We start from the raw sequence: 24,573 nt of genomic DNA on the forward strand, positions 1-24,573 counted from the left end.
AGTGCATTTATTGTGCTACTCGTCTAAATGGCTATTCATCCTTTCAATATCACCTTCCCCAACCTATTAATATTCAATGCATTACCAAATGGAACTATGAATAAAACATCATTCATTGTTAATTTTATTGACTGATAGGTTTCGCTGGCTTTGTAAGGTTAAAAGACGTAAATTTACTGATATCATTTGTCCAAATACGATCTGCGATGAAGCACAGTACTTGATTAAACAAGTCACAAAGCTTTATCGGCTTGAGGCACGGCTTAAATTCAAAACAAATCAATACAGACATATGATAAGAAACAGCATCGCACGGCCTATTATAGAAGCGCTTGAGGGCTGGATAGATAGCACATTAGAGAAAATACTGGTTGAGAGTGCAACTAAACCATGCACAAAATCGGTGGCCAAGTATCAAAACGTATATTAGTCCAGGGAATTAACTATATTGATCTAGGTTAATCAAGATAAAATAAGAGGAATCAGTTCAAAACACCAAAATATTTATATGATTGATTTTTTTAAATATTTAATCAGGAAACAGTTTTTGAATGCATCCTTTTTAGAAATGCATCACTGTCAAACGATTTTGGTTCACCAGATTGTTGGCCCAATAAAAGTGCATCTTGCAGTGCTTTCAAACGGGTTTCATGTCCTTCAAGCAATCTCAGCTCAACCCTTACAACATCACTCGCCTTATTGTAACGACCGCTCTGCACTTGTTTGTCTAAAAATTCTTTGAAACATTCGTCCAAAGAGATTAAGGTATTTTTTGGCATTTATATTCCCCCTAAAGTTAGAGTTCAATTTCAACTGTACCAAATTTTAGTATGATTAAAATTATATATCAGAGCCATGTAAAAATGCATATTTTTACGTTTCAAACTTTCTCAGTATAAAAGGTCAATACATACACTAAAAAATGGGGTAATAGCCAATCTATGAAGATAGCTGCGCTGATCTCGGCTACGACCCTGTGGATGGCGATTATGGCCGTCGGACTACTGATGCTGGAATCACATTAGATGGTTGGATTGATTAGAATCTGATTGCCATGTTGAGGAGAGTTACTAAGCTGCGTTCAAGCATAGCTTGCCGTAAATGTTCAGCCAATACGTTAAATATTGCACTTATTATTAAGGCTGCATTAGGCTTTGAATCACCTTTGAATTGATCGGTACTAACCCTACTTTGATGCCAAAAGGTTTAAAAACCTTATCTAGTATATCCGTGTTAAAACAAGATCTATCATTTTCAATATCTGAAATGGTTTTCCTGGATACTTTAACTAGTTTTACATATTCAGCTTGTTTCAATCCAGCGATATGAATACGTAAAACCTTTAATGCTTGGCCTTGAGTGAGCCTGCCCAAAAGTAAGTCATGCATCACGTTTAAAATCTCTGTGTGCCTATCTATATCCTCTGTGGGTTGTAGATGCTTCGATACGCGTTGCGCTTGTACTTTTTTTGCGTTTCCTTTTATCATCTCTTTGTTTTGTTTCATACCCTCACCTGTTTACTCTAATAAACCCCATGCATTTAACCTTTCTTTAATCGCAAAAAAGCCAATATTGGGGTGCGTTAATATCTGAGTTGGCACACCTTTTTCAGCTAGAATATTTTCCAATTTAAGACATTGATTAGCTATCACGCGCAATTCGGTCCATAATTGTTCTGTATCGACTAAATCACTCAATAATGCCACAATTTTACCAAAATGGTAACGCCCACCTAGTTCACAAGATTTAGGCCATTTGATTGTTCTAACCACACCTTCAGGATCTGCCGCCATTGGCGCAAAGTCATAGATAGGGGCTAACGTTATCTCACCATGGTAGCGTATAAAAGCGGTGTTTCTAGCATGATTATCACTATTACCAAATATAATATTTAAAAGATTTCGTTTGACCCACTCTATTACAAAAGCACTTTTATTGAATTTAAACTGCTGATTGACCACCATATCACTATTTTCAATAATCGCTATCAGTGCTCTAATTGTTTCACTATGCTCTAAATAACTACCCTGCTCTTTGTTTAATACTGAATAAACTGATTCCATAGCAAGACGTTCTAATTGACCTGATTGATTAAACCGGACATCAAATCTAGGTATCCAAAGTGAAGGATAGGCGATTCCTTCTTCTAACCGCATCTGATCAATATCAATCGTATTAAAACCAAATTCATGCAATACATGGTAGTAGTAATATTCCGCTCTTAAAATATTACAATCAATCTCAGTTCTTGCCCCTCTAGGATATTTAACTAGGTAGTGCTTATCTTGATTAATACTATTATCCTGTAAGGTATCAATCCAAATTCCTTTTTCTTTTGAATGTCTTAGCAATAGCTTAGGTGCCTCTCCGCCCGCACCAGTTGCACCGCCCGCGATAGCCCCTCTATGCGCTGCATAATCCAAAAAATTACTGCCTCTATTAATGACTTCGTCAATGCTAAAATATAGGTCATCCATAACCTCTTCTTTAGAAGGCACAGCTTCCTTTATCCGTAAATGCCCAATCGGTGCCATAGTTGCTTTTTTTAATAAGATATAATTCTTTTCAAAGTCGGATAGATCATGAATACCTAAATGTTTAATCTAAAATCGTCGACTTGCGCCATTGGGTATCAAATCATCTAAAAAAGATAAGCATCCATGCGTACTAAAATTAAAAAATAAGGAGACTGGATAATTAATTGAAACAGCAAATTCATCGTCTCTGTCTAAATTAGTGAGTGCATATTCGCGTAGGTAACCTATAAAGACCTGTTCAAAATTGTGTTGTTCAGCATTTGAAAATTTTAGCAGTGCGACATCACGCCATGTATGATCTTGATACGCCTGAATCGTCAAATTTTCCATGTAAAACCTTTTAAAAAATTAATGCGTATAGTAAGTGATATTAAATGATAAAAACACAAATAATGAGTAATTAAAATATCATAACATTGCAATTACTGTAATAAAATCTCTTTAATTACTCATTAAATATGAAACCAGCATTTGGTACCATGGATAATTGCAGCGAGTCGTCATGATCTAAAAATGAGAGAGATATTGCTTCTATAAAAGATGGGGGGATTGAAACTTTATTTAGAGATATTAAAGATTATCAATTTGGTATTAATGCAGGATTTATAAAAGTTTCAAACTCACCTTGCTTAGCAAGGTGAGTTGTAGAACTCAACTAGACTAGCATCCAGGTAAACACATAAGATTGCAAGAATGTTAATATACCAAAGAGCATGGCGAAAAAGAGACTATACTTTAATGTAAATCTGAAGAGTTCAGACTCGCGCCCAACTAATCCTGTTGCTGCGCAAGCAATAGAAATAGATTGAGGAGAAATCATTTTACCTGAACCTCCTCCACTTGTATTTGCTGCATTCATTAAGACAGGATCAAGTCCTAATTGATTAGCAGTTGAAGCTTGTAATGCGCCAAAGAGTGCATTTGATGTGGTATCGGAACCAGTTAAAAATACCCCCAACCATCCTAAGAAAGGTGAAAAGAATGGGAACATAAACCCAGTACTTGCAAGGACTAGTGCTAATGTTCCTGACATGCCAGAGTAATTCATAACAAAAGCAAATCCAAGCACCATTCCGATAGAAAGAATGGCAAATTTCAATTCCTGCAAGGTTTCTTTAAAAGCTTCAATCGCTTTAGGGAGCGTCACTCTTAAAATTAGCATAGATATTAAAGCAGAGATGAAAATGGCCGTTCCTGTTGCCCCAAGAGGGTTAAATTTAAAGGTTGCATCCATCACCTCTCTTGCTTGTACTATCGGCTCTACACGAAACACACTTTCATATAAAAAAGGGACATTAAAATTAAAATCAAATACCTTAGCGATAGATTTAAAGGTAGGCATTGTCCAAAGCGTTACCATCACTGTTAGTAATACAAAAGGTGACCAGGCATGAAATTGCTGAAATAGAGAATAACGAATATTGGTCTGTTCACTATTATTGTCAGCATTTTGTGCAGTTTCTGGCTTCATAATACGTTTTGGTTGCCAAAATCTAAAAAATATAGTGAGAGAAATTATCGTTGCAAAAGAAGCAGTAATATTAGGTAATTCTGGCCCAATGAAGTTTGCCGTAATAAATTGCGCACTACCAAACGCAACACCAGCAACGATAGCGGCAGGCCAAACCTCTTTAATCCCTCTTAATCCATCTAATATAAAAACCAATAAAAATGGGACTAATAATGATAAAATAGGGAGTTGTCTTCCCGTCATAGCACCTATGTCAAATGCGTCTAAGCCTGTTACTTCACCAGCAACAATAATGGGTACACCAAGTGCACCATAAGCAACAGGTGCGGTATTTGCGATTAAGCATAAAGCCGCAGCATATAATGGCTTAAACCCTAACCCAACCAAAATCGCAGCACAAATAGCAACAGGTGTACCAAATCCTGCAGCACCTTCTAAAAAAGATCCAAAAGCAAAACTAATCAATAATACTTGTAAGCGTTGATCATTCGTAATAGCTAAAATAGATTGCCTAATAATCTCGAATTTACCGCTTTTCACTGAGAGTTTATACAAAAAGACTGTCGCAATTATTATCCATGAAATCGGCCATAAACCATAGCCAAATCCATATAATGCTGCACTGAATGCTTTTGCAACAGGCATATTAAATGCAATAACAGCGACAACAATCGATACCATCATTGTCAGTGCACCAGCAACATATCCTTTGAGCCTGAGTCCTGCTAGTGCGATGAAAAAAAAGACTATCGGTATCAGCGCAACAAGAGCTGATAACCAAACACTTCCAAATGGAGTATAAACATGATCCCAAGTTTGCATTGCTATTTCCTTAATATGGTTTATTGGTATAATTTAAAGTAGAATATAAAAGAAATAAAGTACTGCTATGTTAGATAATACCAGTATTGGTATATTATTTGAACCTAGCAACCTTATAATAGAATAATATGGTTCTAATTGTATCATACGGCTAGCTTAAATCTATTTACTGATTTTTATCAAACAATCGAGAAATAGTTTAAAATAATTAAATGCCTTATGCGTTAACCTAACTTGCAGGCTCTTCAAAGGACTTATTATTACTTAAGTCAATGGTCTCTTACCTTGAACATCAACTTATTTAAAAGGAATGCTTTACATGGCTCACTCTCCACTAAAAAACATCCTCATTTTAGGCAACGGGGGCAGAGAACATGCTCTTGCATGGAAAATCGCCCAATCAAATGATATCCAAACTGTTTACGTAGCTCCAGGCAATGGTGGAACTGCTAACGAATATAAAATCACTAACGTTGCCATTAGTGCAACCGATATTGAATCATTAATCACGTTTGCAAAAGCCAATCACGTTGACTTAACTATTGTCGGCCCAGAAGCGCCGCTTGTGATTGGTGTAGTCGATGCCTTTAAAAAAGCAGGCCTTGCTATTTTCGGACCTACTCAAGCTGCAGCTCAATTAGAAGGTTCTAAAGCCTTTACTAAAGATTTCCTAGCTCGCCATCATATTCCAACGGCTAATTATGCCAATTTCACAGATAAAGACCAAGCAATTGAGTATGTTAAAGCACAAGGTGCACCTATTGTGATTAAAGCAGATGGTCTTGCTGCAGGAAAAGGCGTTATCGTTGCCATGACACTAGAAGAAGCGATTGCTGCGATTGAAGATATGCTTTCGGGTAATAAATTTGGTGATGCAGGTAGCCGCGTTGTGATTGAAGAATTTTTAGATGGCGAAGAAGCTAGCTTTATCGTTATGGCTGATGGTGTTCATGTTTTACCTATGGCTACAAGTCAAGATCACAAACGAGTCTCAAACGGCGATACTGGTCCTAATACTGGAGGCATGGGTGCCTATTCCCCTGCGCCCGTTGTTACACAAACAATCCATGATAAAGTTATGAAAGAGATCATTTACCCAACAATCGAGGGTATGGCAAAAGAAGGGATGCCCTACACTGGCTTTTTATATGCTGGGCTAATGATTGACAAATCAGGGCAACCAAAAGTAATCGAATTTAATTGTCGTTTTGGTGATCCTGAAACACAACCTATTATGATGCGTATGCAAGGCAACCTAGTTGAACTTTGCGAGCTTGCGATTAAAGGAGAGCTTGATAAAGGGACATGTGAATGGGATGAAAGAGCATCTGTCGGTGTCGTTATGGCATCAGAAGGCTACCCAGAGAATTATACAACTCATCACCCTATCTTGGGTTTGCCTGATTCAACTACTTCAGCAACTGAAGAGACAACTAAAGTGTTTCATGCTGGAACACAATTATCTGACGGGAAAATCGTTACTTCTGGTGGTCGTGTGCTGTGTGTAACAGCGCTTGGTAACACAGTTAGTGAAGCCCAAAAAGCAGCATATGCCGTTTTAAAAGGAATCACCTGGCAAGGCGCCTTTTATCGCACCGATATTGCTTATCGTGCAATTGAAAGAGAACAAAATCACTAAGCAAACAAGCACTCTTAAAAAAATGTCCGTAAACCCTGCCTAATCAGGCGGGGAGATAAGGGCGCTAATTTGGGGTTTCTTGCGATTGAACATTGAGTTCAACTTTATTCTGTTCATCAAGTTAATGAAATCATGATAAATTAACTTAATGAATAGTCAATCAAGCGATTACTTGTTCTCTATTAGACTGGAAAATATGATATGTTTACCCTCCCCTCTCCACTTTTGCTTGCATCTACTTCAAAATATAGACAGTTATTACTGTCAAAAATAATTCCCTCATTTCAATGCGGTGCGCCAGATATTGATGAGACGCCGAGATTAAATGAATTACCTACGCAATTAGTGGAGCGATTAGCACTTGCAAAAGCAAAAACATTGAGTGAAGCATACCCAAATCACTTAATTATAGGATGCGACCAAGTTTGTGTGTTGGATAATCAAATTACTGGTAAGCCTTATACACGTGAAAATGCAATCACTCAATTAACAAAGGCAAGTGGTCAATCTGTCGTATTTTATACTGGACTAGCACTGTATGCTCCCTATTCGGATAAGCATTTAATCAGTGTGGAAACTTATACAGTACACTTTAGAGAGTTGAGTCGACAAGAAATTATTCGATATGTTGAATTAGATTCCCCTCTTTTGTGTGCTGGTAGTTTCAAATGCGAAGGATTAGGCATTACCTTATTTAACCGTCTAGAAGGTAATGACCCTAATGCCTTAATTGGACTGCCACTTATTAGCTTATCAAATATGTTAAGAGAGGCTGAAATAGGTTATTTTGCTCCATAAGTTTCTCGTAATGTTTTGGCTGCTAAAACCATATTATTAAGAGCAAGAATCACTTCTGGCCATTTTCTGGTTTTTAATCCACAATCAGGATTAACCCAAAGGCGTTCTTTATCAATATACTGAATCGCTTTTTCTAACCGTTCAACCAACATTGGTACACTTGGAATCGCAGGACTATGGATATCATATAGCCCTGGCCCAACTTCATTAGGATAGGCATATTGGCAAAAACTTTCTAACAATGACATATTTGACCTTGCCGTTTCAATAGTAATTACATCGGCATCCATTTGGATAATCGCCTGCATAATATCACTAAATTCTGAATAACACATATGAGTATGAATTTGCGTTTCATCTTTCACACCATTAGCACTAATCCCGAAACACTCAATAGCCCATTTTAAATAGTCAGCCCATTGAGATTGTCGCAAGGGTAATCCCTCTCTTAAGGCCGCTTCATCTATTTGAATGATACTTATACCTGATTTTTCCAATGCAAGTACTTCTTGGCGAATCGCCAGAGCAATTTGCTGACAAGTCACTTCTCTAGGTTGATCATCCCTCACAAATGACCAATTTAGTATCGTAACAGGGCCCGTTAACATTCCTTTGACAGGTTTATTCGTTAACGATTGCGCAAATTTAGCCCACTCCACTGTTATCGGATGTTGTCGCTTTATATCACCGAATATAATTGGCGGCTTAACACATCTTGAACCATAAGATTGAACCCATCCAAATTGGGTAAACGCAAATCCAGAGAGCTGTTCTGCAAAATATTCAACCATATCATTACGCTCTGGCTCACCATGAACTAAAACATCAATTCCCAATTCTAATTGTTCTTTAATGGCTTTTGCAATTTCAACATGCATTAATTGCCTGTATTTATCTTCATCGATTTCACCGAGTTTCCATTCTTTGCGGATTTTTCGAATGGTATCAGTTTGTGGGAATGATCCAATTGTCGTAGTTGGAAATAATGGTAAATTAATTCCTTTTTTTATGAATGAATCTTGTTGAATTAGTTTGCGGCTCTCATAAGTTGAATTTCGTTTGCTCATTTCACCCGTTATATACTTCAATGTTTGCTGAACATCTAATGCATGGATTAAATCAGAATTTTTACGATTTTCTATATCATTCTGATTCAAAACAAGCTCTTCAGCTATTGCTTCACGCCCATGTTCTAATCCTTTTTTTAAAATGGAGAGCTCTGCAATTTTTTGAACGGCAAATGAAAGAGAACTTTTAACTTCATCAATGAGTTGTTTTTCAAGTTCTAAGTCAACGGGCACATGGAGCAATGAACACGAAGGTGCTAGCCAAAGATGTTCTCCCCTAGTTTGATAAATAGGCTCTAGAATTTCTAATGCAGCCTTGAGATCCGTTTTCCAAATATTTCGTCCATCAATTATGCCAATTGATAGTACTTTTTCACAAGGCCATAAACCATCAATCGTTTGAACTTCCTCAAGACCACGCACGGCATCTATGTGCAATCCTTGCACAGGTAGCGTGACTACCCACTCTAAATTTTCTTCTAATTTACCAAAATAAGTAGTTAATAGTATACTCACACCTTTTGAAGATAATTTTTGGTAAGTATCTATGAAAGCAGCTTTCCAATCAGGTGAAATATCCATAACTAAGATAGGTTCATCAATTTGGACCCAGTCAACCTCTTTTTCTTTTAATAAATCAAATAACTGTAGATAGCATACCATCAATTTTATCTAATACCTGACTTAACCATAAATAGGTTAAAGGTCCTATCAGAGTTACTTTTTTTCCTTGTTTAAGGGGGCACTCAATGTCATTAGTTTCATCGATTTGAGCGAGTAACTTTAAGGGGTTAAGCGTAAACGTTGATTTACTAGAAAGTTCAGGCACAATGTAATGATAATTAGTGTCAAACCACTTTCGCATTTGTCCTGCTTCGATACATCCACATTCTTCATGCAATTCCTGATTATCACCACTTATTTTTCCTCGTGCTAATAAAAAATACGCGTCAATTTCTGATAAATTTATTAGTGATTTTGCAAATTTAGCTCCGCGACTATTAAAATTACCAAATAAAAAAGTAGCATCCAGAACTTGATCGTATAAAGAAAAATCTCCAATAGTTGTAAAATCGAGAGAATCCTGTAGCTCCCAATTTGTTTTGCGTAACCCTTTGCTCACGTGTAAAAGAGCGGCTTGTGTTATTTTTCCTTGCCAATAATGCTCAAGTGCAATTTTTAATTCTCGTTTACTACCAATTCTTGGAAAACCAAGACTATGAATTTTGACCATACCGCCTCCTTGCAATCGAATTAAATGCCTGTGTGCACCTGAATGATATGCATTGTCATGATAGGTTAAATTGCCCATCATCCAAGCTCCTTGGATTGATGTGGCTTGTTGCCTTAAATTATCTTTTTGGCAACTGGCTGAATCAAATAGACCACTTTTGATTATATATATGATATATAAAGATAAAAAATGGCAATTTTTCATTATTTGATGAGTATATTTCATCAATAAACTCGTTAAAATTTGTCATAATACGCATGCTTTAATATTGAAGTTAGATTTTATTCGGGTACCAAAAGATTTAATGCAATTTATAGGTAAACCTATAATATTGTTTAATTACCCAACTTAATCGCTTTGTTATAAGTTTCACGCTTTGCAATGACTAGGATAGAAAAGTATGATAGAACGGATGCACTTACGTATTTTACGTGAAATTGAAAGGCAAGGTTCATTAACCGCGGCCGCAGAAAGTTTGCACCTCACCCAATCTGCTCTTAGCCACACCATAAAAAGATTAGAACAACAAATTGGAATCAGTATATGGGTGAAAGAAGGTAGAAAACTTAAATTAACTGCTGCAGGTGAAATGCTATTAACTCAATCAAAACGGTTACTCCCTCAATTAGAACGTATAGATGAATCTTTGACACAATTTGCGACGGGTAAACAAGGAGTGCTTAGAATTGGGCTTGAATGCCATCCTTGTTTTGAATGGTTAATGAAAATTATTCATCCATTTTTGATTGCTTGGCAAGATGTCGACATCGATGTGAATCATGCAGCTCAATTTGCTGGATTAAACGCATTACTTAGACATGAAATAGATTTATTAGTTACCCCAGATCCGATTAAGCGACCTTCGCTCAATTTTGAACCTATCAAACATTATGAACAGAAGCTTTTTATGCATAAAGATAATCCTCTTGCACAGAAGGAATTTATTGAACCAATTGATTTAACAGGGCAGACTCTTTTTACTTATCCTGTGGGAATTGAACGATTAGATGTATTTACTCAATTTCTCATCCCAGCACACTGTTTCCCTAAAAGGCATAAAACACTTGAAGCGACCGAAATGATTATACAAATGATTCAGGCTAACAGAGGGGTAAGCGCATTTCCATCTTGGCTAGAAGAATGGATGGGAACTGATAAATCCATCGTTAGCAGGAGGCTCGGTATTAAGGGAATTATAAAAACAATTTATATCGGCATTCGAGAGGAAGATAATATGCATCCTTATATCAGTGCTTTTATTCGTACTGCATTAGCCTCAAATTAACCTGAAGCATTTGTTATTATGTAAAAACAAAAATCAAATAGAAAAGTTATTTAATTTAAATTTTGATTAACAGCTAAGAATATTAGGCAATGAATTAGCAAGTTGTCTTTATGTAAACTTTTGCATATAATGAAGTTGCTTTTAACTTACATTTACAAGAAAAAAGCTCAAAAGGATACGTACAAAAATGCTCTTTAAAAACCGGAACTTTTGTAAATTGAAAAATCAGATAAATGGGCTTCGCAAACCCTTATGGCAGAAGGGTCTACAAGGCTTAGCTAATCTGAATACTTCCCTGACTATTAAGGGATTAAGACGCAATTGCCGAACCATTTTCATACGTTCCAATATCTGAATACTTTCCTGACTGTTAAGGGATTAAGACTGCTTTGTATCGCCTGCAATCCTAACCCAATTCATCTGAATGCTTTTCTAACACTAAACGTATTGATGCTTCAATCATTTGTTATACATGACAAATAGTTGAGACAAACAAAGAGTAGGTTAGTTTTATTATCGTATTAACCTTTGTGCTAGTGAATAAATACAATTTACAATAACCAATATGCCTACGCATGCTTAGAGCACTCAAGGAATTTGATTGTATTCTTAACTAAAAGAGATTATTGGAATTCTAAGTAATCAGTATGACCTGCCTATCAAAAAGCAAAAGTATAGAAGACTATAGAAGACTAGTGTGGCAGCTAGGATGTTTTAATCAAAATCGATTAATTTTAGCACTAACAGCATTCCAAAGAATTGCGGTATGAATAACTTGTTAGTGCGAGATAAATTATGGACAAAATGCAAAAGAGGTTTGACATTTATCGGATTCTTAAGTGATTTTGTCTTTATACAAGGAAAAATTATTATTTACCGATCGGTAAATATCCTTGGAACAGCGGTTTATCAACTTCACCAGTGGGATTAGGCGTTAAATGAATGTAGCACTTGTCAATCTGGGTTAATTCAAGGCAATTATCAACATCAAAAAGATCATCTTTATGCTTTTGTTTTGTACCTTTTAATAAAACTTCTAAAGCACGTTTTTTTTACGCTTTGCATGTCAGTTCCAACGAAAAAATCAAAAGCATGCAATTCAGCTAATGTTGATTCCATATAAGCGCCTACATTCACAAAAAAGAGTTTTTCTTCCGATTCGGAGGGAGTTTCACTTAGTGTTATCTGATAACCATCTGCCCAATTTAATTCACGGTAACCATCAATATGCAAACTTGCAGGTATGCCATACCAATTTTGTTTTAAGGTATCGAAACAACTTTCAGGAGTTTTGCCAACTACGAATTGAATATCGTGAACCTCGATATTTGATTTACCCGCACTCCCCCCGATATAAAAAACATAAACTTTACTATTAAAATCAATAACATTTCCAGATTCAGTTTGTTGCATACCCACCACTCCAATTAAAATTAAAAAGAAACCATAGAGAGTCAAAAAGTAACACTAAAATATCAAATAAAAGGTGCTAGCATCTGTTTTAATTTAAAGCAGTTTTTATTAATATTATAAGGCAACGTCGCATTTGGATCTTGTATGATTTTTTTATAAAATAGATCTGATACCGTCGCAAGTTTTTGTGATTGCTCCGAGGCTGGATCACGGTATGCTTCAACATCTAATCCTCTTAAGGCAGCTGATTGAACCACTTTAGCCTGTAATGCAGCGCCTGTAACCATATTAGGTTCGCCGCATTTTTCTGCCAAAAAAGTCCCCCCTGCAATCACCGTTGCCATTTCTTCCATTTGAAATTCTAATGCTTCAGCAGCTTTTGTTTCTGTTTTTGAACCGAAACTACATCCTGTAAGTGCAAATACGCCACCTATACCTGCCAATAAAAAAGTTTTTTTCAGCACATTTCTTTTCATGTACACATTCATCAAAGATTCTCCTTTGTACTTCAATTTTACACATAATTCAAATACCTAATTGGTAATTTAACCTCAGAGGATTATAGCATTGCCTGATATTGGGTTGCTAGTAACGATTATCATCCAAGTAAATGTGAATGAATAAATTAATCGGTCATATGGAAGTAAAGTGGATATTAATAATCTATGCAGATCGCTATTTATCAAACGAGAGAAAAATCAAAAACACTCATTCATTATCAGTGATTAATTTCATCAATAAAGTACCATCCAAAAGAGCTTGTTTTATGATGGCAAAAGATCCTATAGCACTATTATGATCTAAGGTAGAGATGCCCAGCTCGACACTTTGGTTAAAATTAGGCAAAGATTCAGATTGAATAAGTTTCTTAATATTAGGTAATAGCAATGAATGTGCTTGAGTCAATTCACCAGACAGTACGATTTTCTCGGGATTCAATAAATTGACTAATTGCGCAATGACTTTACCCAAATAGTATCCAGCTCGGTTAATTAAATCTAAGGCTAATTCATCTCCTAATAAAGCTTTTTTGATTACGTCATGAATGTCTGGATTTGAAGGAATACTTGTATTTAAACCAGCTTCAATCCGTTTTTGGGCTTCTTGTTCAATGGTTCGATTTGACAAAATCGTTTCCAAGCAACCAATATGGCCACAATGACATTGTATGCCAGATGGTTCCATTTGAATATGACCTATCTCCCCCAGATGTCCCTTTTTTCCTGAAAACATTTTACCATCAACAATAATCCCTGCTCCTATACCGTTATGAATACGAATAAAAATAGAATCCTTGCATGACGCTGTCACACCAAAATAGTGCTCTGCTAAAGCTAAACTTCTTATATCATGCCCAATAAATGCATTAACTTTAAAATGTTGTTTGAGTCTAGCTGCAATATCCCATTGATTAACTTTCATATGCGGCATGTAATGAACTACATCAGTAATAATGCCAGGTAACGTAATTGAAATTGCGATTAAGTTATTCTGATCGCAAGTACATTGTGTTAAAAACTGTTCGGTATGTAAAACCAACTCACTCTCAACTGCCTGTTGATTTAGACCGGAAATAGGAATGGTATGCTCTTTTATGAGCTTTGCAGATAAATCATACATGCCTAATGTCATGTTCCTGCGACCTAGTCGAATAGCTAAGGCCCGTAGGGAATGTTTATTGAGTGCTAATGAAACTGCACGTCTTCCACCTGTTGACACTTGCGTTGCAACTTCTTTAATTAGACCTATCTCTGAAAATTGACGTATAATTTTGGTAATACTTGCAGGGGCAAGTTGACTTAATTTGGCAAGTTGAATGCGGGATATGGGCTCTTCTTTATCTAATAATCGAAAGACAGTCCCTAAATTAATTTGTTTCACTAAATCCAAACTAGCAGCAGTATGATGTTGTGGATTAATTCCCCTTCCCTCCATTATTTCCATTTCCTATTATGCAAAAAATGATTTAATAGGCTTATTTGTGATTAAATATTATAAACACCAATTAACCTGCTCGGTCAAATTTTTTTATTGCAACGCTCTTTTGAGTCACGTATATTTCTTCGAGGCTTGGCAAACAAACACCTACTTGTGTTACTGATAATGCTGCAAGAGCCGTTGAAAAGGATAAGGTTTCAGTACGACTAAACTGCTGCATAAAAGACCAACATAGACCTGCAACTAGAGTATCTCCTGCCCCTACAGTACTGACAATATTCATTGGGGGAGGAATTGAGATTAATATTCCTTCTTGATTGACCCACAATACGCCTTTTTCGCCTTTTGAAATAACAACTTGCTCAATCCCTTGTGCTAATAGATTTTTTGCAGCAATAAGATAATCTTGTTCATGTATGAGAAGCTTACCTGAGTATGATGAGAGCTCATGTTCATTAGGCTTAACCAGCCAAGGTAATGCTTGCATGCCTTGCTTTAACGCATCTTTACTACTATCGAATAAAACACGCTTATTCATTTTTCGAAGTTTGGTTATCCAATCAAACAAATACATTTCTTTAAAGCCAGGGGGGACACTTCCACTAATCACAAAATAGTCATGATTATTAGTGAGCGCCAATACTCTTTTTTCCAGTTTTTCTATCAAAGTTTCTGTAACAATAAACCCTTGGAAGTTAAATTCTGTAACCTGATTATGACTATCAACTAACTTACAATTAGTCCTTGTTGAACCTGGAACTTTAATACAATCGTCAACGATACCTATAGAGTTAAATAGGTTAGTAAAATCATTCGCATTATCTTGGCCTAAAAAGCCTGTTAGTGTGACAGCTGCGCCTAAGGATACTAACACACTGGCAACATTGATGCCTTTACCTGCAGGGTGCTGCTCAGAATTATTGATAGCATTGACATGACCCAAATTGATTGAATCAAGCATACCGGTTAAATCGATAGCTGGATTTAAACTAATGACGACTACTCGGTTGGTTTTTTCGAAAGCACTATTTATCTCAATCACACATTATTCCCTATTTTTAGGATAAGTTTTCTTATCTAAATGTGATGATTCTCACTTTAAATGCGCTACTGAGCTCTGTTTTTTTTATGAGCAAGCCATGTCATAGCTTGCTCTAACTACCCTGTTAAAGAGTTATGTCCAGATCCTTTAAGTGACGCACTTAATCCAATTTTCCAGCAACAATTGTTTGTGTTACTTCATAGGCATCGTTAAATACCATTAAATTAGCAATTTTCCCTGCTTCTATTGAACCTAATCTGTCGTCAACTCGTATCGCTTTAGCAGGATATAATGTCGCCATACGAATGGCTTCATCTAATGGAATACCCACTTTCTCCACACTATTTTCAACACATTTGATCAAGGTTGCAGCCGATCCGCTTAACGTACCATTTTCATCAAGGCATGCACCATCGCGATGATATATTGTTTTACCCGCAAAGTGGAATGTTTCCATTTCTGTTCCTGCCGGAGCCGTTGCATCAGTGACTAGCACTAATTTATCTGCTTTCATTTGTTTTGCCAATCGAACATTCGACCACGCAACATGATGCCCATCAACAATTATGCCTGCATAGATTTCAGGCGTGTCAAAAAGTGCACCAACTAGTCCAGGCTCTCTACCGGTCACATAAGGCATTGCGTTAAAAAGGTGTGTCGCGCAGCTCACGCCAGCTGCAAACCCTATTTTAGCTTCCTGATAAGTACTGTTTGAATGGCCAGCAGACACTATGATTCCTGCTTGAGACAAACGAGTAATTACATCAGGATTGACTTGTTCAGGTGCAAGCGTGATCATCTTAATCACATCAGCATTATTGCATAAAAATGTAATCATCTCTTCATCTGCAGGACGGATAAGATTAGCGTCATGAGTTCCTTTCTTTGCTAAGCTCAAATAAGGTCCTTCTAGATGCAGTCCTAATGCTCGGTGTTGTTTATCATCTTGACTTAAATAAGCGCGCATCGTTTTAACGGCCAAATTCATCAAATGGTTATCACTTGTAATAAGTGTAGGCAAATAGCTAGTACATCCAAAACGTTCATTTGTCGTCTGCATAACATCTAATGTTTTTTCAGTGATCTGCTCTGGATCATCATTAAATTGCACACCACCACACCCATTAAGCTGTAAATCGATTAGTCCAGGTGCTAAATTTTGTCCTTTTAAATCAATCTGATTGATGCCAGCCGGTAAATCTTTAACTTGGCAAAGTGCCTTTATATTATTTCCATCAACGATAACAGCAAAATCATTAAGATAAGGGGTTGAGTGAAGCCTATCCCCTGTATAAATTTTAGCATTCACTAACGCAAACATATATTTCATCCTCATCATTCAATAAATAGGTAATAATACACATTCAGTTATTATTACCTAAACAATTCATTTAAGCTTTATTTTAAAGCTGTAATGCTTTCACGCTCCTGCTCCTGGAAATAGCGAAGTGTTTTAACTCTTAATTCCATTGTTGCAGGTTCATCACATACCATTACAGGGTTTGGATGCATTTGCAGACAACTAATAGTCCAAAGATGATTCACATTACCTTCTACTGCGGCTTGTAACGCTAACGCTTTATTTCTACCAGTCACTAACACCATCACTTCTTTAGCTTCCATTAAAGTTGCAACACCAACAGTGAGTGCAGATTTTGGTACCTGATTAACATCATTATTAAAAAAACGCGAATTTGCAACACGTGTTTCTTCTGTAAGCGGTTGCTGACGTGTTCTTGAGGCAAGAGAAGAAGCGGGTTCATTAAAGGCGATATGACCATCATTACCTACTCCGCCCATAAATAATTGGACGCCACCTAATTGACGCATTTTATCTTCATAACGCTGGCATTCAGCAGCAAGATCAGGTGCATTACCATTAAGAAGATTGATATTCTCTTTTTGAATGTCAACATGGTCAAAAAAATGTTTAAACATAAAACTATAATAACTTTCAGGATGCTCTTTAGGTAAACCGACATATTCATCCATGTTAAATGTCACGACATGTTTAAAGCTAATGTCGCCAGCTTTATGCATAGTGATTAATTCTTTATACGTTTCTACAGGTGTACCGCCTGTTGGTAATCCTAATACAAATGGTTTTTCAGCAGTAGGATTAAATGCTTTGATGCGTGAAACAATATGTTGTGCAGCCCATTTAGCAACCTGAGCAGAGTTATGTAAAGGAATTAAACGCATATGATTCTCCAATTAATGTTATAGATTGAATAATTTTGAAATTTAATACTAGATTACTCTTATTTCACATGAGATAGCCTAGTATCTCAATACATGTGCGAACATGTTGACAAAAAAAACTGTTTAAGAAAATAAAACACTACTTTATGGTAAAAGAAAAACTTTTTTTATATTAAAAAATAAGTTGACTTAAATAGCAACCTTTATTTTACTTATCTGCTAATAATGTATGCCTATAGGTGATTTAACTCACATAATATACATTAATATTGTACTGTTCAGTTTGACTCAGATAGACTCAAGTCCGTACAGTTACGTATTTAAGTTACTTTTTACACTAAAGATTAATTCTACATGTCACTTTGACATGCTTTTTTTGCAAAAAATAATACCGTATACAGTTACCATTAATTATTTCCAACACACCTTAACAATTGAAAATAAATAAGTATTTAGCAAAACAGTTCATTTTACGATCGATTTTAAAAGTAAACATTTTCGCTGGCACGATTATGTTATTTTGGCAAACATTCATACCTCGCAATTTTACACGTAACATGATTTAATGTTGGAGTGAATTAAAGCTACTAACACATGTTTTTTATCCGTATGGTCATAAATGACCGTACCTAATAAAAGAGAAATATCTATGAATATATTAAAATACTTCCAAAGAATTGGAGGAGCCTTGATGGTGCCAGTTGCAGTTTTACCGGCAGCAGCTATCTTACTGGGAGTGGGTTATTGGATTGATGCAGATGGATGGGGCAGCGGAAATCCTCTTGCCGCATTGTTAATCAAATCTGGAGCAGCGATTATTGATCAGATGCCAATGTTATTTGCAATTGGTATTGCTTTTGGTCTATCAAAAGATAAACATGGCTCAGCAGCGTTAACTGGATTTGTTTCGTTTATGGTGGTTAAAACGCTATGTGCCCCAACAGTAGTGAGTTGGATAATTGGTATACCTGATGTACCTAGTTGGCAAGCTGTGCATAACCAAGTTGTCAGTATCATTCTTGGTATGCCGCTTGAGAGTCTAACCAATGCAACCATAATGCTAAACGGTGAGCTGCATAATATTTTACAACCTACACCAAGTCATCCTAACATCCTGGCGTATAATAAAATTGATAACCAATTTATTGGTATTTTAGTAGGGGTAATCTCTTCTATACTCTATAACCGCTTTAGTGATGTTGAACTGCCAAAAGCATTATCTTTCTTCAATGGCAAACGCCTTGTCCCAATCATTGCATCATTCGTCATGATAGGTTTATCTGTAATCCTGATGTATATCTGGCCAACTGTCTTTACCGCGCTTGTGTCATTTGGTAAGGCAATTACCTCTATGGGCGATATAGGCGCTGGCATTTACGCTTTTTTCAATCGATTATTAATTCCTGTTGGCCTTCATCATGCTCTTAATGCTGTTTTCTGGTTTGATGTCGCAGGCATTAATGACATTCCTAATTTCTTAGGAGGAGCTGAGTCAATTAAGAACGGGGTAGCTGTTGTGGGTGAAACAGGTCGTTATCAAGCAGGATTCTTCCCTATCATGATGTTCGGTTTACCTGCCGCAGCTTTAGCAATTTATCAATGTGCGAAACCTAAAAACAAATCAAAAATCGCAGGTATTATGCTAGCAGGTGCATTTGCATCATTTTTCACTGGTATAACTGAACCTTTAGAATTTGCCTTTATGTTTGTTGCACCACCCCTTTATCTACTACATGCAATTTTAACTGGAATTTCTGTGTATATCGCATCTGCTATGCAGTGGATTGCTGGATTTGGTTTCAGTGCAGGTCTAGTCGATTTAGCGTTATCTTCAAGAAATCCACTCGCCACACAGTGGTATATGCTTATCCCACAAGGGATAGTATTCGCAGCAATTTATTATTTTTCTTTCAGATTTGCGATTACAAAATTTAATTTAATGACTCCAGGCCGAGGCAATGATTCAGATTCAGATAATGAATCATCTAGCACGGCATCAGTTGATGTTAAACAGCTAGCTGCAGAATACTTACAGGTTGCTGGTGGATTTGATAATGTTATTGAAATTGATGCATGTATTACTCGCCTTAGATTAACTGTTAAAGATAATTCTATCGTTCAAGATGCTAAAGCATGTCAATTAGGCGCAGCAGCAGTAGTAAGACCAGGTCAAGGTTCAGTTCAAATCGTAGTTGGCATGAGAGCCGAAGCGATTGCCTCAGCTATGAAAAACCTTCCCCGTTAATATTTTTTGAATTCAAAAAGAGCCCTATTTTATAGGGCTTTTTTTATTTATTATTTAAGAATAATTGCTTTATTTAAAATTTACTTTTATGCTTAAAATTTTATTTGACAAATATTGTTAATTCATTCTTCATATACATTATAACTAACTCATTCTTTTTAATATCATTCAATAATTAAGAGTTCATTTTGGAGTTCACTATGACGCGCAGCCTATTTTATCCTTTAGAACAAGAAAACCTGACAACATTAAAAATTCGTTATGATTATAAAACTGATATTTTCAACCTATTTGCTGCCAAGGAGTGGGAAAATTCATTTAATTTTAGTCAATATAATAAAACGTTTTTTGCAGATGGGCTTTACACCAATCAAGCTATTTATCTCAATACAAATGAAGTAGAGGAGCTGTTTAATCAATATCACCAAACTGAGTATTTAAATGAAATTAAATCTTTAATCAGAGAGGGGCGACATCATGGAATTGAATGTTACTTTTTAGCTGATCGTAATATTCGATTTATGTGCAATCAACATAGTCTTGGTCTTGGTATCAACAATAAATCACATGCGATTATGGCTGGTGGGATTAGAAGACACCCATTAGATGAACCGGAGAAAGACGTTATTATTGATGGGCTGAATTTAGGGCGAGCAATGAGCTTTAAAAATGTCGCCGCTGGCTTAGCCTTTGGCGGTTGTAAAACAACTGTGCACATGGATCCTTTAGATTTAAACGATATGCATACCATGGGTTTTTTAGCATTTGCACTCGATAGATCTCGTTCAATGACTGGACCTGACATGAACTTTCCAACAGAAATGGCAGATGTTATGGGGAAAAACTTCTCAGTTCAATTTACAGGAGGACCTAATGCACCTCTTGGTGAAACAGGTAAACCTACAGCCTATGGTACATTTGTCGCTTTAAAAGAAGCAGTTAAATTTCATTATCAAGACTCTAGTAAATCATTATCAACAATGAGTGTGGCTGTTCAAGGGCTTGGAGCAGTAGGTTGGTATATGGCTGAACACTTAATCGAAGCTGGTGCATCACTTATAGTGACCGATATCAACAAGGATAGGTCATCGCAATTAAAAACTAAATATCCTCTGGCGAAGATTTTAATTGTTGAGCCAGACGAAATATTATCAACTCCTGCAGATATCTTATGTCCATGTGCAATGGGCGGAATTATCACAGAGGAAAACATTAATACCCTACCCTTTAAACTCATTTTTGGTCCAGCTAATAATCAATTACGCGCGACAGGCCAAGAGACTGAAATAAAATTAGCTAAACAGCTTGAAAAAGCAGGCATATTATATCAAATTGAGTGGTGGCATAATACAGCAGGGGTTTTGTGCGGGGCTGAAGAATATTTCCATGGTCCAAATGCGACTTATGAGAATTTAATCGCAAAAATAGAAGAGATTGTACCAAAGAAAACAATTGAGAATCTAACTTATGCTAAAGAGCATGCTATTACACCGACTGAATCAGCCTACCGACTCAGTGAGCAGATAATTTATCGCTAGTCTGACTTCAATAGACTCAAGTATGATTCAATCTATACGCATACTCGAGTCTAATTCATATTTATTCGCTGCCATTTAAAATTGAATGAACCAAATTAATAGGATTTTATATTTATATGTCAAAAGAAAACTCCCCTCAATTTACCTCTATTTTCGGCTTTCTGATGGTTATCATCGGTTTTGCCGTTGGCGTAGGTAGTCTATGGCGATTTCCCTACATTATGGGCAGTCAAGGTGGCTCATATTTTTTACTCGCCTACACATTATTAATTTTAATTATTGGTATACCGCTACTCACTGCTGAAATGGCGCTTGGTTATCATTCCAAGAGTGTTGGTAGTAATTCTTACAAAACGATTAAACCCAATACAAAATGGCACTATTTTGGTTGGCTACATATCGCAGCTGCGATAATTATTATTTCTTACACAGTACCAGTTTATACTTGGATTTTAAATTTTCTTTACAATACAAGCATTGGCACCTTTAAAGAAATTGACCAAAATTCTGTTCAATCATTTTTTGAAAATCAGATTGATACTCCAGCTTTGAGTATTTTTGCAGTAATTAATTGGGCGCTTTTGTTTTTAGTATTAAAAGCGGGCCTACAAAATGGAATTGAAAAGTGGTCTAAAATTTTAATGCCAATGCTAGCAGTCATCATGATTGCCATTGCAATAGTTGGATTAACTTTACCAGGTGGTATAGAAGGGGTTAAGTTTATATTTAATCTTAATCACTCTGAATTTTCTTTAAGTAGTATCAAAGAAGCATTAGGACAAGCCTTTTTTGCAATTGGCATCGGCATGCTTGGCTCAATGGTTTTTGGTTCTTATATTAAAGGGAAAGATAAACCATTGCTCTCACTGTCAACTACGATTTGTTTAGCTATTATTATTGCTGGCATATTAGCAGGACTGATGATATTCCCGCTTGTATTTGCTTATGGTTTTGATCCAACAGGTGGCCCACAACTCACCTTTATAACACTACCGCTAATTTTCCAAAATATGCCATATGGTCAGTTAATAGGTACAGTATTCTATATTGGTTTTTATATTGCGGCGTTTACCTCAGCTTTAGCTGTCTTTGAAGCAGTAATCAGTACATTAAGTGCTTACATGAGACTGTCAAGGCATCAATCAATGACAATTACATTCTTAATAGTCATTATTACAGGATTTTTATCAATCTATAATCAATCCGTATTTGATTTTTTGGATACATTGACAGCTGGTTATTTAATTGTACTTGGTGCACTATTCATTACCATATTTACGGGTTATATCTGGGGAATGGATAATATGCTTAAAGCGGCTAATATTACGCATCCTTTAGCTAAAATGTGGATGATTTTATCCATTAAATACATCAGCCCTATTGTTATTGTCTTTTTATTTATCATTCAAGTGTAAAATCTCTGCGCTCATGGGTGAAAGTTTGACGCTCTAATGAAAAAATATTATGGGACGGGTTATTTAAGTAGCTGCAAGACTAAATCTGGAATTTGGTTTGCTTGAGTAAGCACGGAGTTACCTGCTTGCTGCATTATCTGATATTTAGTCTGATTTGCAACTTCAACTGCATAATCTGCGTCCATAATACGACTTCGGGCAGCCTCTAAACTCACTCGTGTTATATCTATCGAATTGATATTTGACTCAATTCTATTCATTACGGCACCAAGCTCCCCTCTATAAGTATCGATACTTAACAACGCATTATCCAACATAGCAATGGGTTTATAATCCATGATACCAATATTTGCAGTATCCTGAGCAAAAGTATAAATATCTGTCAATTGAATTTCATTGATATAATAATTCGCCTCAAGGACATGTAATGTCCCTGGCGGTGAACTACTATTTATAGTATTAAAATCATCCCCATCAACATAATAGGTAATATCTATCAAAACCTCTTGACCTGTGAGCAAGTCTATATCGCCTGCAGCGCTTCCCCCTTTAAAAAGTGCATATAGTCTGTTTCCATCCGTATAAAGAGGTAAGTTATCCACTCGCTTATCAATCGCGCCAATTGGAAAATCACCTATTGGATCATTTGAATCTACGACTGTTAATTGCTCCTGACTTGCATTCACATCTCCAGGAAATGGGCTTGATAGATTATACTGGTCGAATAAAAATGCCCGAAGCGTTTCTCCTTGCTTGATTGTATTAGGATCTAAAGCAAAGTCAGGTCCATTTGGACCAAAGTATTGTCGTCTATCAACTGCATTACCTGGATTAATAGAATTAATATTTATAGACTTAACTTTAAAACTATCCACCCCATCAAATGAAGTAGGATCAATAGGAGCAAATAATACCGTTGTAGGGGTTGTGTCAGTTGGAATTCTAAGCGATTTTAAAGTTGCCTCATCATTGTTAGGCTTAAGTATGTCAATTCGCATAAAATAATTACCTTTACCATTTGAATAAATCTGGTCATCTAGCAAAAAAGTACTCAGATTCAACCCGCTCTCTAGCGCAAAGTTTGTTAGTGCATCATTAGCTGATGATAAATCTACTTTTAAAGCCGAAGAAGGAAATTGTGAAATTTGCGTTAAATATTGTGCATCATCATTCGAAATCACTTCAGCATTCTCGATTGTGTTAACATTCAAATATCGAATCCCTAATGTGTCAGTATTCATCTCTTGTGTATTAATTGTAACAGTTTGATTATCATTCATGCCTGTTTGGATTGGTAGTTGCTCATTTTTGGCAAGGAGAGACCGCCCATTAAATTGAGTTTGTGCTGATATTCTATCAATTTCATCTAATCGCTGACGAATTTCTGCTTGAATAGAATTTCTATCAGTAAGACTATTGCTGCCATTTTCTGCCTGTACAGTTAATGTTCTAATATGTTGAACATTATGATTAATTTCAGAAACTGCACCTTCAGAAGTTTGTAAAATTGAGATCCCATCTGCCGCATTGCGTTTTGCTTGTGAGTAACCTTTAATACCGGTCGTAAATCGATTAGAAATTGATTGCCCAGCTGCATCATCTTTGGCGCTATTAATTCTAAGTCCAGATGATAATCTTTCAATAGCTGTTGATAAACTTGAGTTAGACTGCATTAAATTCATTTGTGATGCAATTGAAAATATATTTGTGTTGATAACAGGCATTGAGACTCCCCTTAAAGATACTCTTTCAAATATCACATTTAGTTTTTTTTACCAAAATTAACACATTAGAAATACTTTTCAACACCTTGCTAACAAAAAACCAAAAAAAACATACCTAATGAACAATAAACAAACATAATGATAAATCAATGTAACTTATTGTAATAATTAATTTCCAATAACTTGTTTTTTTTGGGTAATTA

At 36.1% G+C, this 24,573-nt stretch carries 19 protein-coding genes and 1 pseudogene; 7 read left to right on the top strand and 13 right to left on the bottom strand.

The annotated features are described in order from the left end of the window. Positions 1–127 precede the first annotated feature (127 nt). On the top strand, positions 128–430 hold the full coding sequence (locus tag BMW37_RS15880; RefSeq protein WP_093317525.1) for an IS66 family transposase: 303 nt from the start codon (positions 128–130) through the stop codon (positions 428–430). Positions 431–533: 103 nt separating this feature from the next. On the opposite strand, the gene BMW37_RS02395 is transcribed toward BMW37_RS15880, so the two are convergent. From BMW37_RS02395 to BMW37_RS02410, 5 genes are all read right to left on the bottom strand, one after another. Beyond that, a complete protein-coding gene (locus BMW37_RS02395) occupies positions 534–779 on the bottom strand; it encodes a type II toxin-antitoxin system ParD family antitoxin (protein WP_093317527.1) in 246 nt (81 codons plus the stop codon). A 357-nt stretch (positions 780–1,136) separates the two neighbouring features. Continuing rightward, positions 1,137–1,505 (bottom strand): helix-turn-helix transcriptional regulator, encoded by a 369-nt coding sequence (locus tag BMW37_RS02400; RefSeq protein WP_093317529.1) that lies wholly within the window; start codon positions 1,503–1,505, stop codon positions 1,137–1,139. Positions 1,506–1,517: 12 nt separating this feature from the next. Further along, a complete protein-coding gene (locus tag BMW37_RS02405) occupies positions 1,518–2,534 on the bottom strand; it encodes a HipA domain-containing protein (protein ID WP_245711003.1) in 1,017 nt (338 codons plus the stop codon). 69 nt (positions 2,535–2,603) lie between these two features. Further along, positions 2,604–2,867, bottom strand: a complete 264-nt coding sequence (locus BMW37_RS15440; RefSeq protein ID WP_245711004.1) for a hypothetical protein — start codon at positions 2,865–2,867, stop codon at positions 2,604–2,606. A gap of 325 nt (positions 2,868–3,192) precedes the next feature. After that, positions 3,193–4,830 (bottom strand): lactate permease LctP family transporter, encoded by a 1,638-nt coding sequence (locus BMW37_RS02410; RefSeq protein WP_093317531.1) that lies wholly within the window; start codon positions 4,828–4,830, stop codon positions 3,193–3,195. A 319-nt stretch (positions 4,831–5,149) separates the two neighbouring features. On the opposite strand from BMW37_RS02410, the gene purD reads away from it, so the two are divergent. Both purD and BMW37_RS02420 read left to right on the top strand, forming a co-directional pair. Beyond that, positions 5,150–6,469 carry a phosphoribosylamine--glycine ligase gene (gene purD, locus BMW37_RS02415; protein ID WP_093317534.1) on the top strand — a complete coding sequence of 440 codons (1,320 nt, stop codon included), beginning with the start codon at positions 5,150–5,152 and terminating at the stop codon, positions 6,467–6,469. 201 nt (positions 6,470–6,670) lie between these two features. Continuing rightward, complete coding sequence (locus BMW37_RS02420) at positions 6,671–7,267, top strand: Maf family protein (RefSeq protein ID WP_093317536.1); 597 nt, start codon at positions 6,671–6,673, stop codon at positions 7,265–7,267. Here BMW37_RS02420 and metE read toward each other — a convergent pair. After that, positions 7,252–9,568 (bottom strand): annotated as a pseudogene (metE, locus tag BMW37_RS02425) (5-methyltetrahydropteroyltriglutamate--homocysteine S-methyltransferase). The gene BMW37_RS02420 and the pseudogene metE overlap by 16 nt on opposite strands. 400 nt (positions 9,569–9,968) lie before the next feature. Between metE and BMW37_RS02430 the strand changes: the two are divergent. After that, entirely contained in the window at positions 9,969–10,853 is an 885-nt protein-coding gene (locus BMW37_RS02430; protein ID WP_093317539.1) for a LysR family transcriptional regulator, read from the top strand. 1,002 nt (positions 10,854–11,855) lie between these two features. Here BMW37_RS02430 and BMW37_RS02435 read toward each other — a convergent pair. The 6 genes from BMW37_RS02435 to nagB form a co-directional block, all read right to left on the bottom strand. Continuing rightward, positions 11,856–12,266 carry a DUF1543 domain-containing protein gene (locus BMW37_RS02435; protein WP_342721291.1) on the bottom strand — a complete coding sequence of 137 codons (411 nt, stop codon included), beginning with the start codon at positions 12,264–12,266 and terminating at the stop codon, positions 11,856–11,858. 62 nt (positions 12,267–12,328) lie between these two features. Further along, positions 12,329–12,754: a hypothetical protein gene (locus tag BMW37_RS02440; RefSeq protein WP_093317541.1), complete on the bottom strand. Its 426-nt coding sequence runs from the start codon at positions 12,752–12,754 to the stop codon at positions 12,329–12,331. A gap of 220 nt (positions 12,755–12,974) precedes the next feature. Further along, on the bottom strand, positions 12,975–14,210 hold the full coding sequence (locus BMW37_RS02445; protein WP_093317542.1) for an ROK family protein: 1,236 nt from the start codon (positions 14,208–14,210) through the stop codon (positions 12,975–12,977). Between the two features lie 61 nt (positions 14,211–14,271). Then, a complete protein-coding gene (gene pfkB, locus BMW37_RS02450) occupies positions 14,272–15,246 on the bottom strand; it encodes a 1-phosphofructokinase (protein WP_218139449.1) in 975 nt (324 codons plus the stop codon). 160 nt (positions 15,247–15,406) lie between these two features. After that, the gene (gene nagA, locus BMW37_RS02455) at positions 15,407–16,567 is read right to left on the bottom strand and encodes an N-acetylglucosamine-6-phosphate deacetylase (protein WP_093317544.1); all 1,161 of its coding nucleotides are present in this window, start codon (positions 16,565–16,567) and stop codon (positions 15,407–15,409) included. A gap of 77 nt (positions 16,568–16,644) precedes the next feature. After that, complete coding sequence (gene nagB, locus BMW37_RS02460) at positions 16,645–17,448, bottom strand: glucosamine-6-phosphate deaminase (protein ID WP_093317545.1); 804 nt, start codon at positions 17,446–17,448, stop codon at positions 16,645–16,647. A gap of 649 nt (positions 17,449–18,097) precedes the next feature. Here nagB and BMW37_RS02465 point away from each other — a divergent pair. The 3 genes from BMW37_RS02465 to BMW37_RS02475 all read left to right on the top strand — a co-directional run bounded on the left by BMW37_RS02465 (position 18,098) and on the right by BMW37_RS02475 (position 22,646). After that, a complete protein-coding gene (locus BMW37_RS02465) occupies positions 18,098–19,693 on the top strand; it encodes a PTS transporter subunit EIIC (RefSeq protein ID WP_093317547.1) in 1,596 nt (531 codons plus the stop codon). A gap of 200 nt (positions 19,694–19,893) precedes the next feature. Continuing rightward, positions 19,894–21,231 carry a Glu/Leu/Phe/Val dehydrogenase family protein gene (locus BMW37_RS02470; protein ID WP_093317548.1) on the top strand — a complete coding sequence of 446 codons (1,338 nt, stop codon included), beginning with the start codon at positions 19,894–19,896 and terminating at the stop codon, positions 21,229–21,231. Positions 21,232–21,347: 116 nt separating this feature from the next. Further along, on the top strand, positions 21,348–22,646 hold the full coding sequence (locus BMW37_RS02475) for a sodium-dependent transporter (protein ID WP_093317549.1): 1,299 nt from the start codon (positions 21,348–21,350) through the stop codon (positions 22,644–22,646). 59 nt (positions 22,647–22,705) lie between these two features. Here the strand turns inward: BMW37_RS02475 and BMW37_RS15710 are convergent, their stop codons facing one another. Then, entirely contained in the window at positions 22,706–24,370 is a 1,665-nt protein-coding gene (locus BMW37_RS15710; RefSeq protein WP_093317550.1) for a flagellin N-terminal helical domain-containing protein, read from the bottom strand. Positions 24,371–24,573: the final 203 nt, after the last annotated feature.

The sequence above is a fragment of the Thorsellia anophelis DSM 18579 genome (assembly GCF_900111395.1).
Taxonomy (GTDB): Bacteria; Pseudomonadota; Gammaproteobacteria; order Enterobacterales; family Thorselliaceae; genus Thorsellia; species Thorsellia anophelis.

What these genes read in the sequence shown, in the direction of transcription:
- BMW37_RS02445 (WP_093317542.1), bottom strand. Translation starts at nt 14,210, where the DNA reads ATGGAAATAATGGAGGGAAGGGGAATTAATCCACAACATCATACTGCT.
- purD (WP_093317534.1), top strand. Translation starts at nt 5,150, where the DNA reads ATGGCTCACTCTCCACTAAAAAACATCCTCATTTTAGGCAACGGGGGC.
- BMW37_RS02410 (WP_093317531.1), bottom strand. Translation starts at nt 4,830, where the DNA reads ATGCAAACTTGGGATCATGTTTATACTCCATTTGGAAGTGTTTGGTTA.
- BMW37_RS02420 (WP_093317536.1), top strand. Translation starts at nt 6,671, where the DNA reads ATGTTTACCCTCCCCTCTCCACTTTTGCTTGCATCTACTTCAAAATAT.
- BMW37_RS02475 (WP_093317549.1), top strand. Translation starts at nt 21,348, where the DNA reads ATGTCAAAAGAAAACTCCCCTCAATTTACCTCTATTTTCGGCTTTCTG.
- BMW37_RS15440 (WP_245711004.1), bottom strand. Translation starts at nt 2,867, where the DNA reads ATGGAAAATTTGACGATTCAGGCGTATCAAGATCATACATGGCGTGAT.
- BMW37_RS02435 (WP_342721291.1), bottom strand. Translation starts at nt 12,266, where the DNA reads ATGCAACAAACTGAATCTGGAAATGTTATTGATTTTAATAGTAAAGTT.
- BMW37_RS02400 (WP_093317529.1), bottom strand. Translation starts at nt 1,505, where the DNA reads ATGAAACAAAACAAAGAGATGATAAAAGGAAACGCAAAAAAAGTACAA.
- BMW37_RS02405 (WP_245711003.1), bottom strand. Translation starts at nt 2,534, where the DNA reads ATGGCACCGATTGGGCATTTACGGATAAAGGAAGCTGTGCCTTCTAAA.
- BMW37_RS02470 (WP_093317548.1), top strand. Translation starts at nt 19,894, where the DNA reads ATGACGCGCAGCCTATTTTATCCTTTAGAACAAGAAAACCTGACAACA.
- BMW37_RS15710 (WP_093317550.1), bottom strand. Translation starts at nt 24,370, where the DNA reads ATGCCTGTTATCAACACAAATATATTTTCAATTGCATCACAAATGAAT.
- BMW37_RS02430 (WP_093317539.1), top strand. Translation starts at nt 9,969, where the DNA reads ATGATAGAACGGATGCACTTACGTATTTTACGTGAAATTGAAAGGCAA.
- nagA (WP_093317544.1), bottom strand. Translation starts at nt 16,567, where the DNA reads ATGTTTGCGTTAGTGAATGCTAAAATTTATACAGGGGATAGGCTTCAC.
- BMW37_RS02395 (WP_093317527.1), bottom strand. Translation starts at nt 779, where the DNA reads ATGCCAAAAAATACCTTAATCTCTTTGGACGAATGTTTCAAAGAATTT.
- BMW37_RS02440 (WP_093317541.1), bottom strand. Translation starts at nt 12,754, where the DNA reads ATGAATGTGTACATGAAAAGAAATGTGCTGAAAAAAACTTTTTTATTG.
- nagB (WP_093317545.1), bottom strand. Translation starts at nt 17,448, where the DNA reads ATGCGTTTAATTCCTTTACATAACTCTGCTCAGGTTGCTAAATGGGCT.
- BMW37_RS02465 (WP_093317547.1), top strand. Translation starts at nt 18,098, where the DNA reads ATGAATATATTAAAATACTTCCAAAGAATTGGAGGAGCCTTGATGGTG.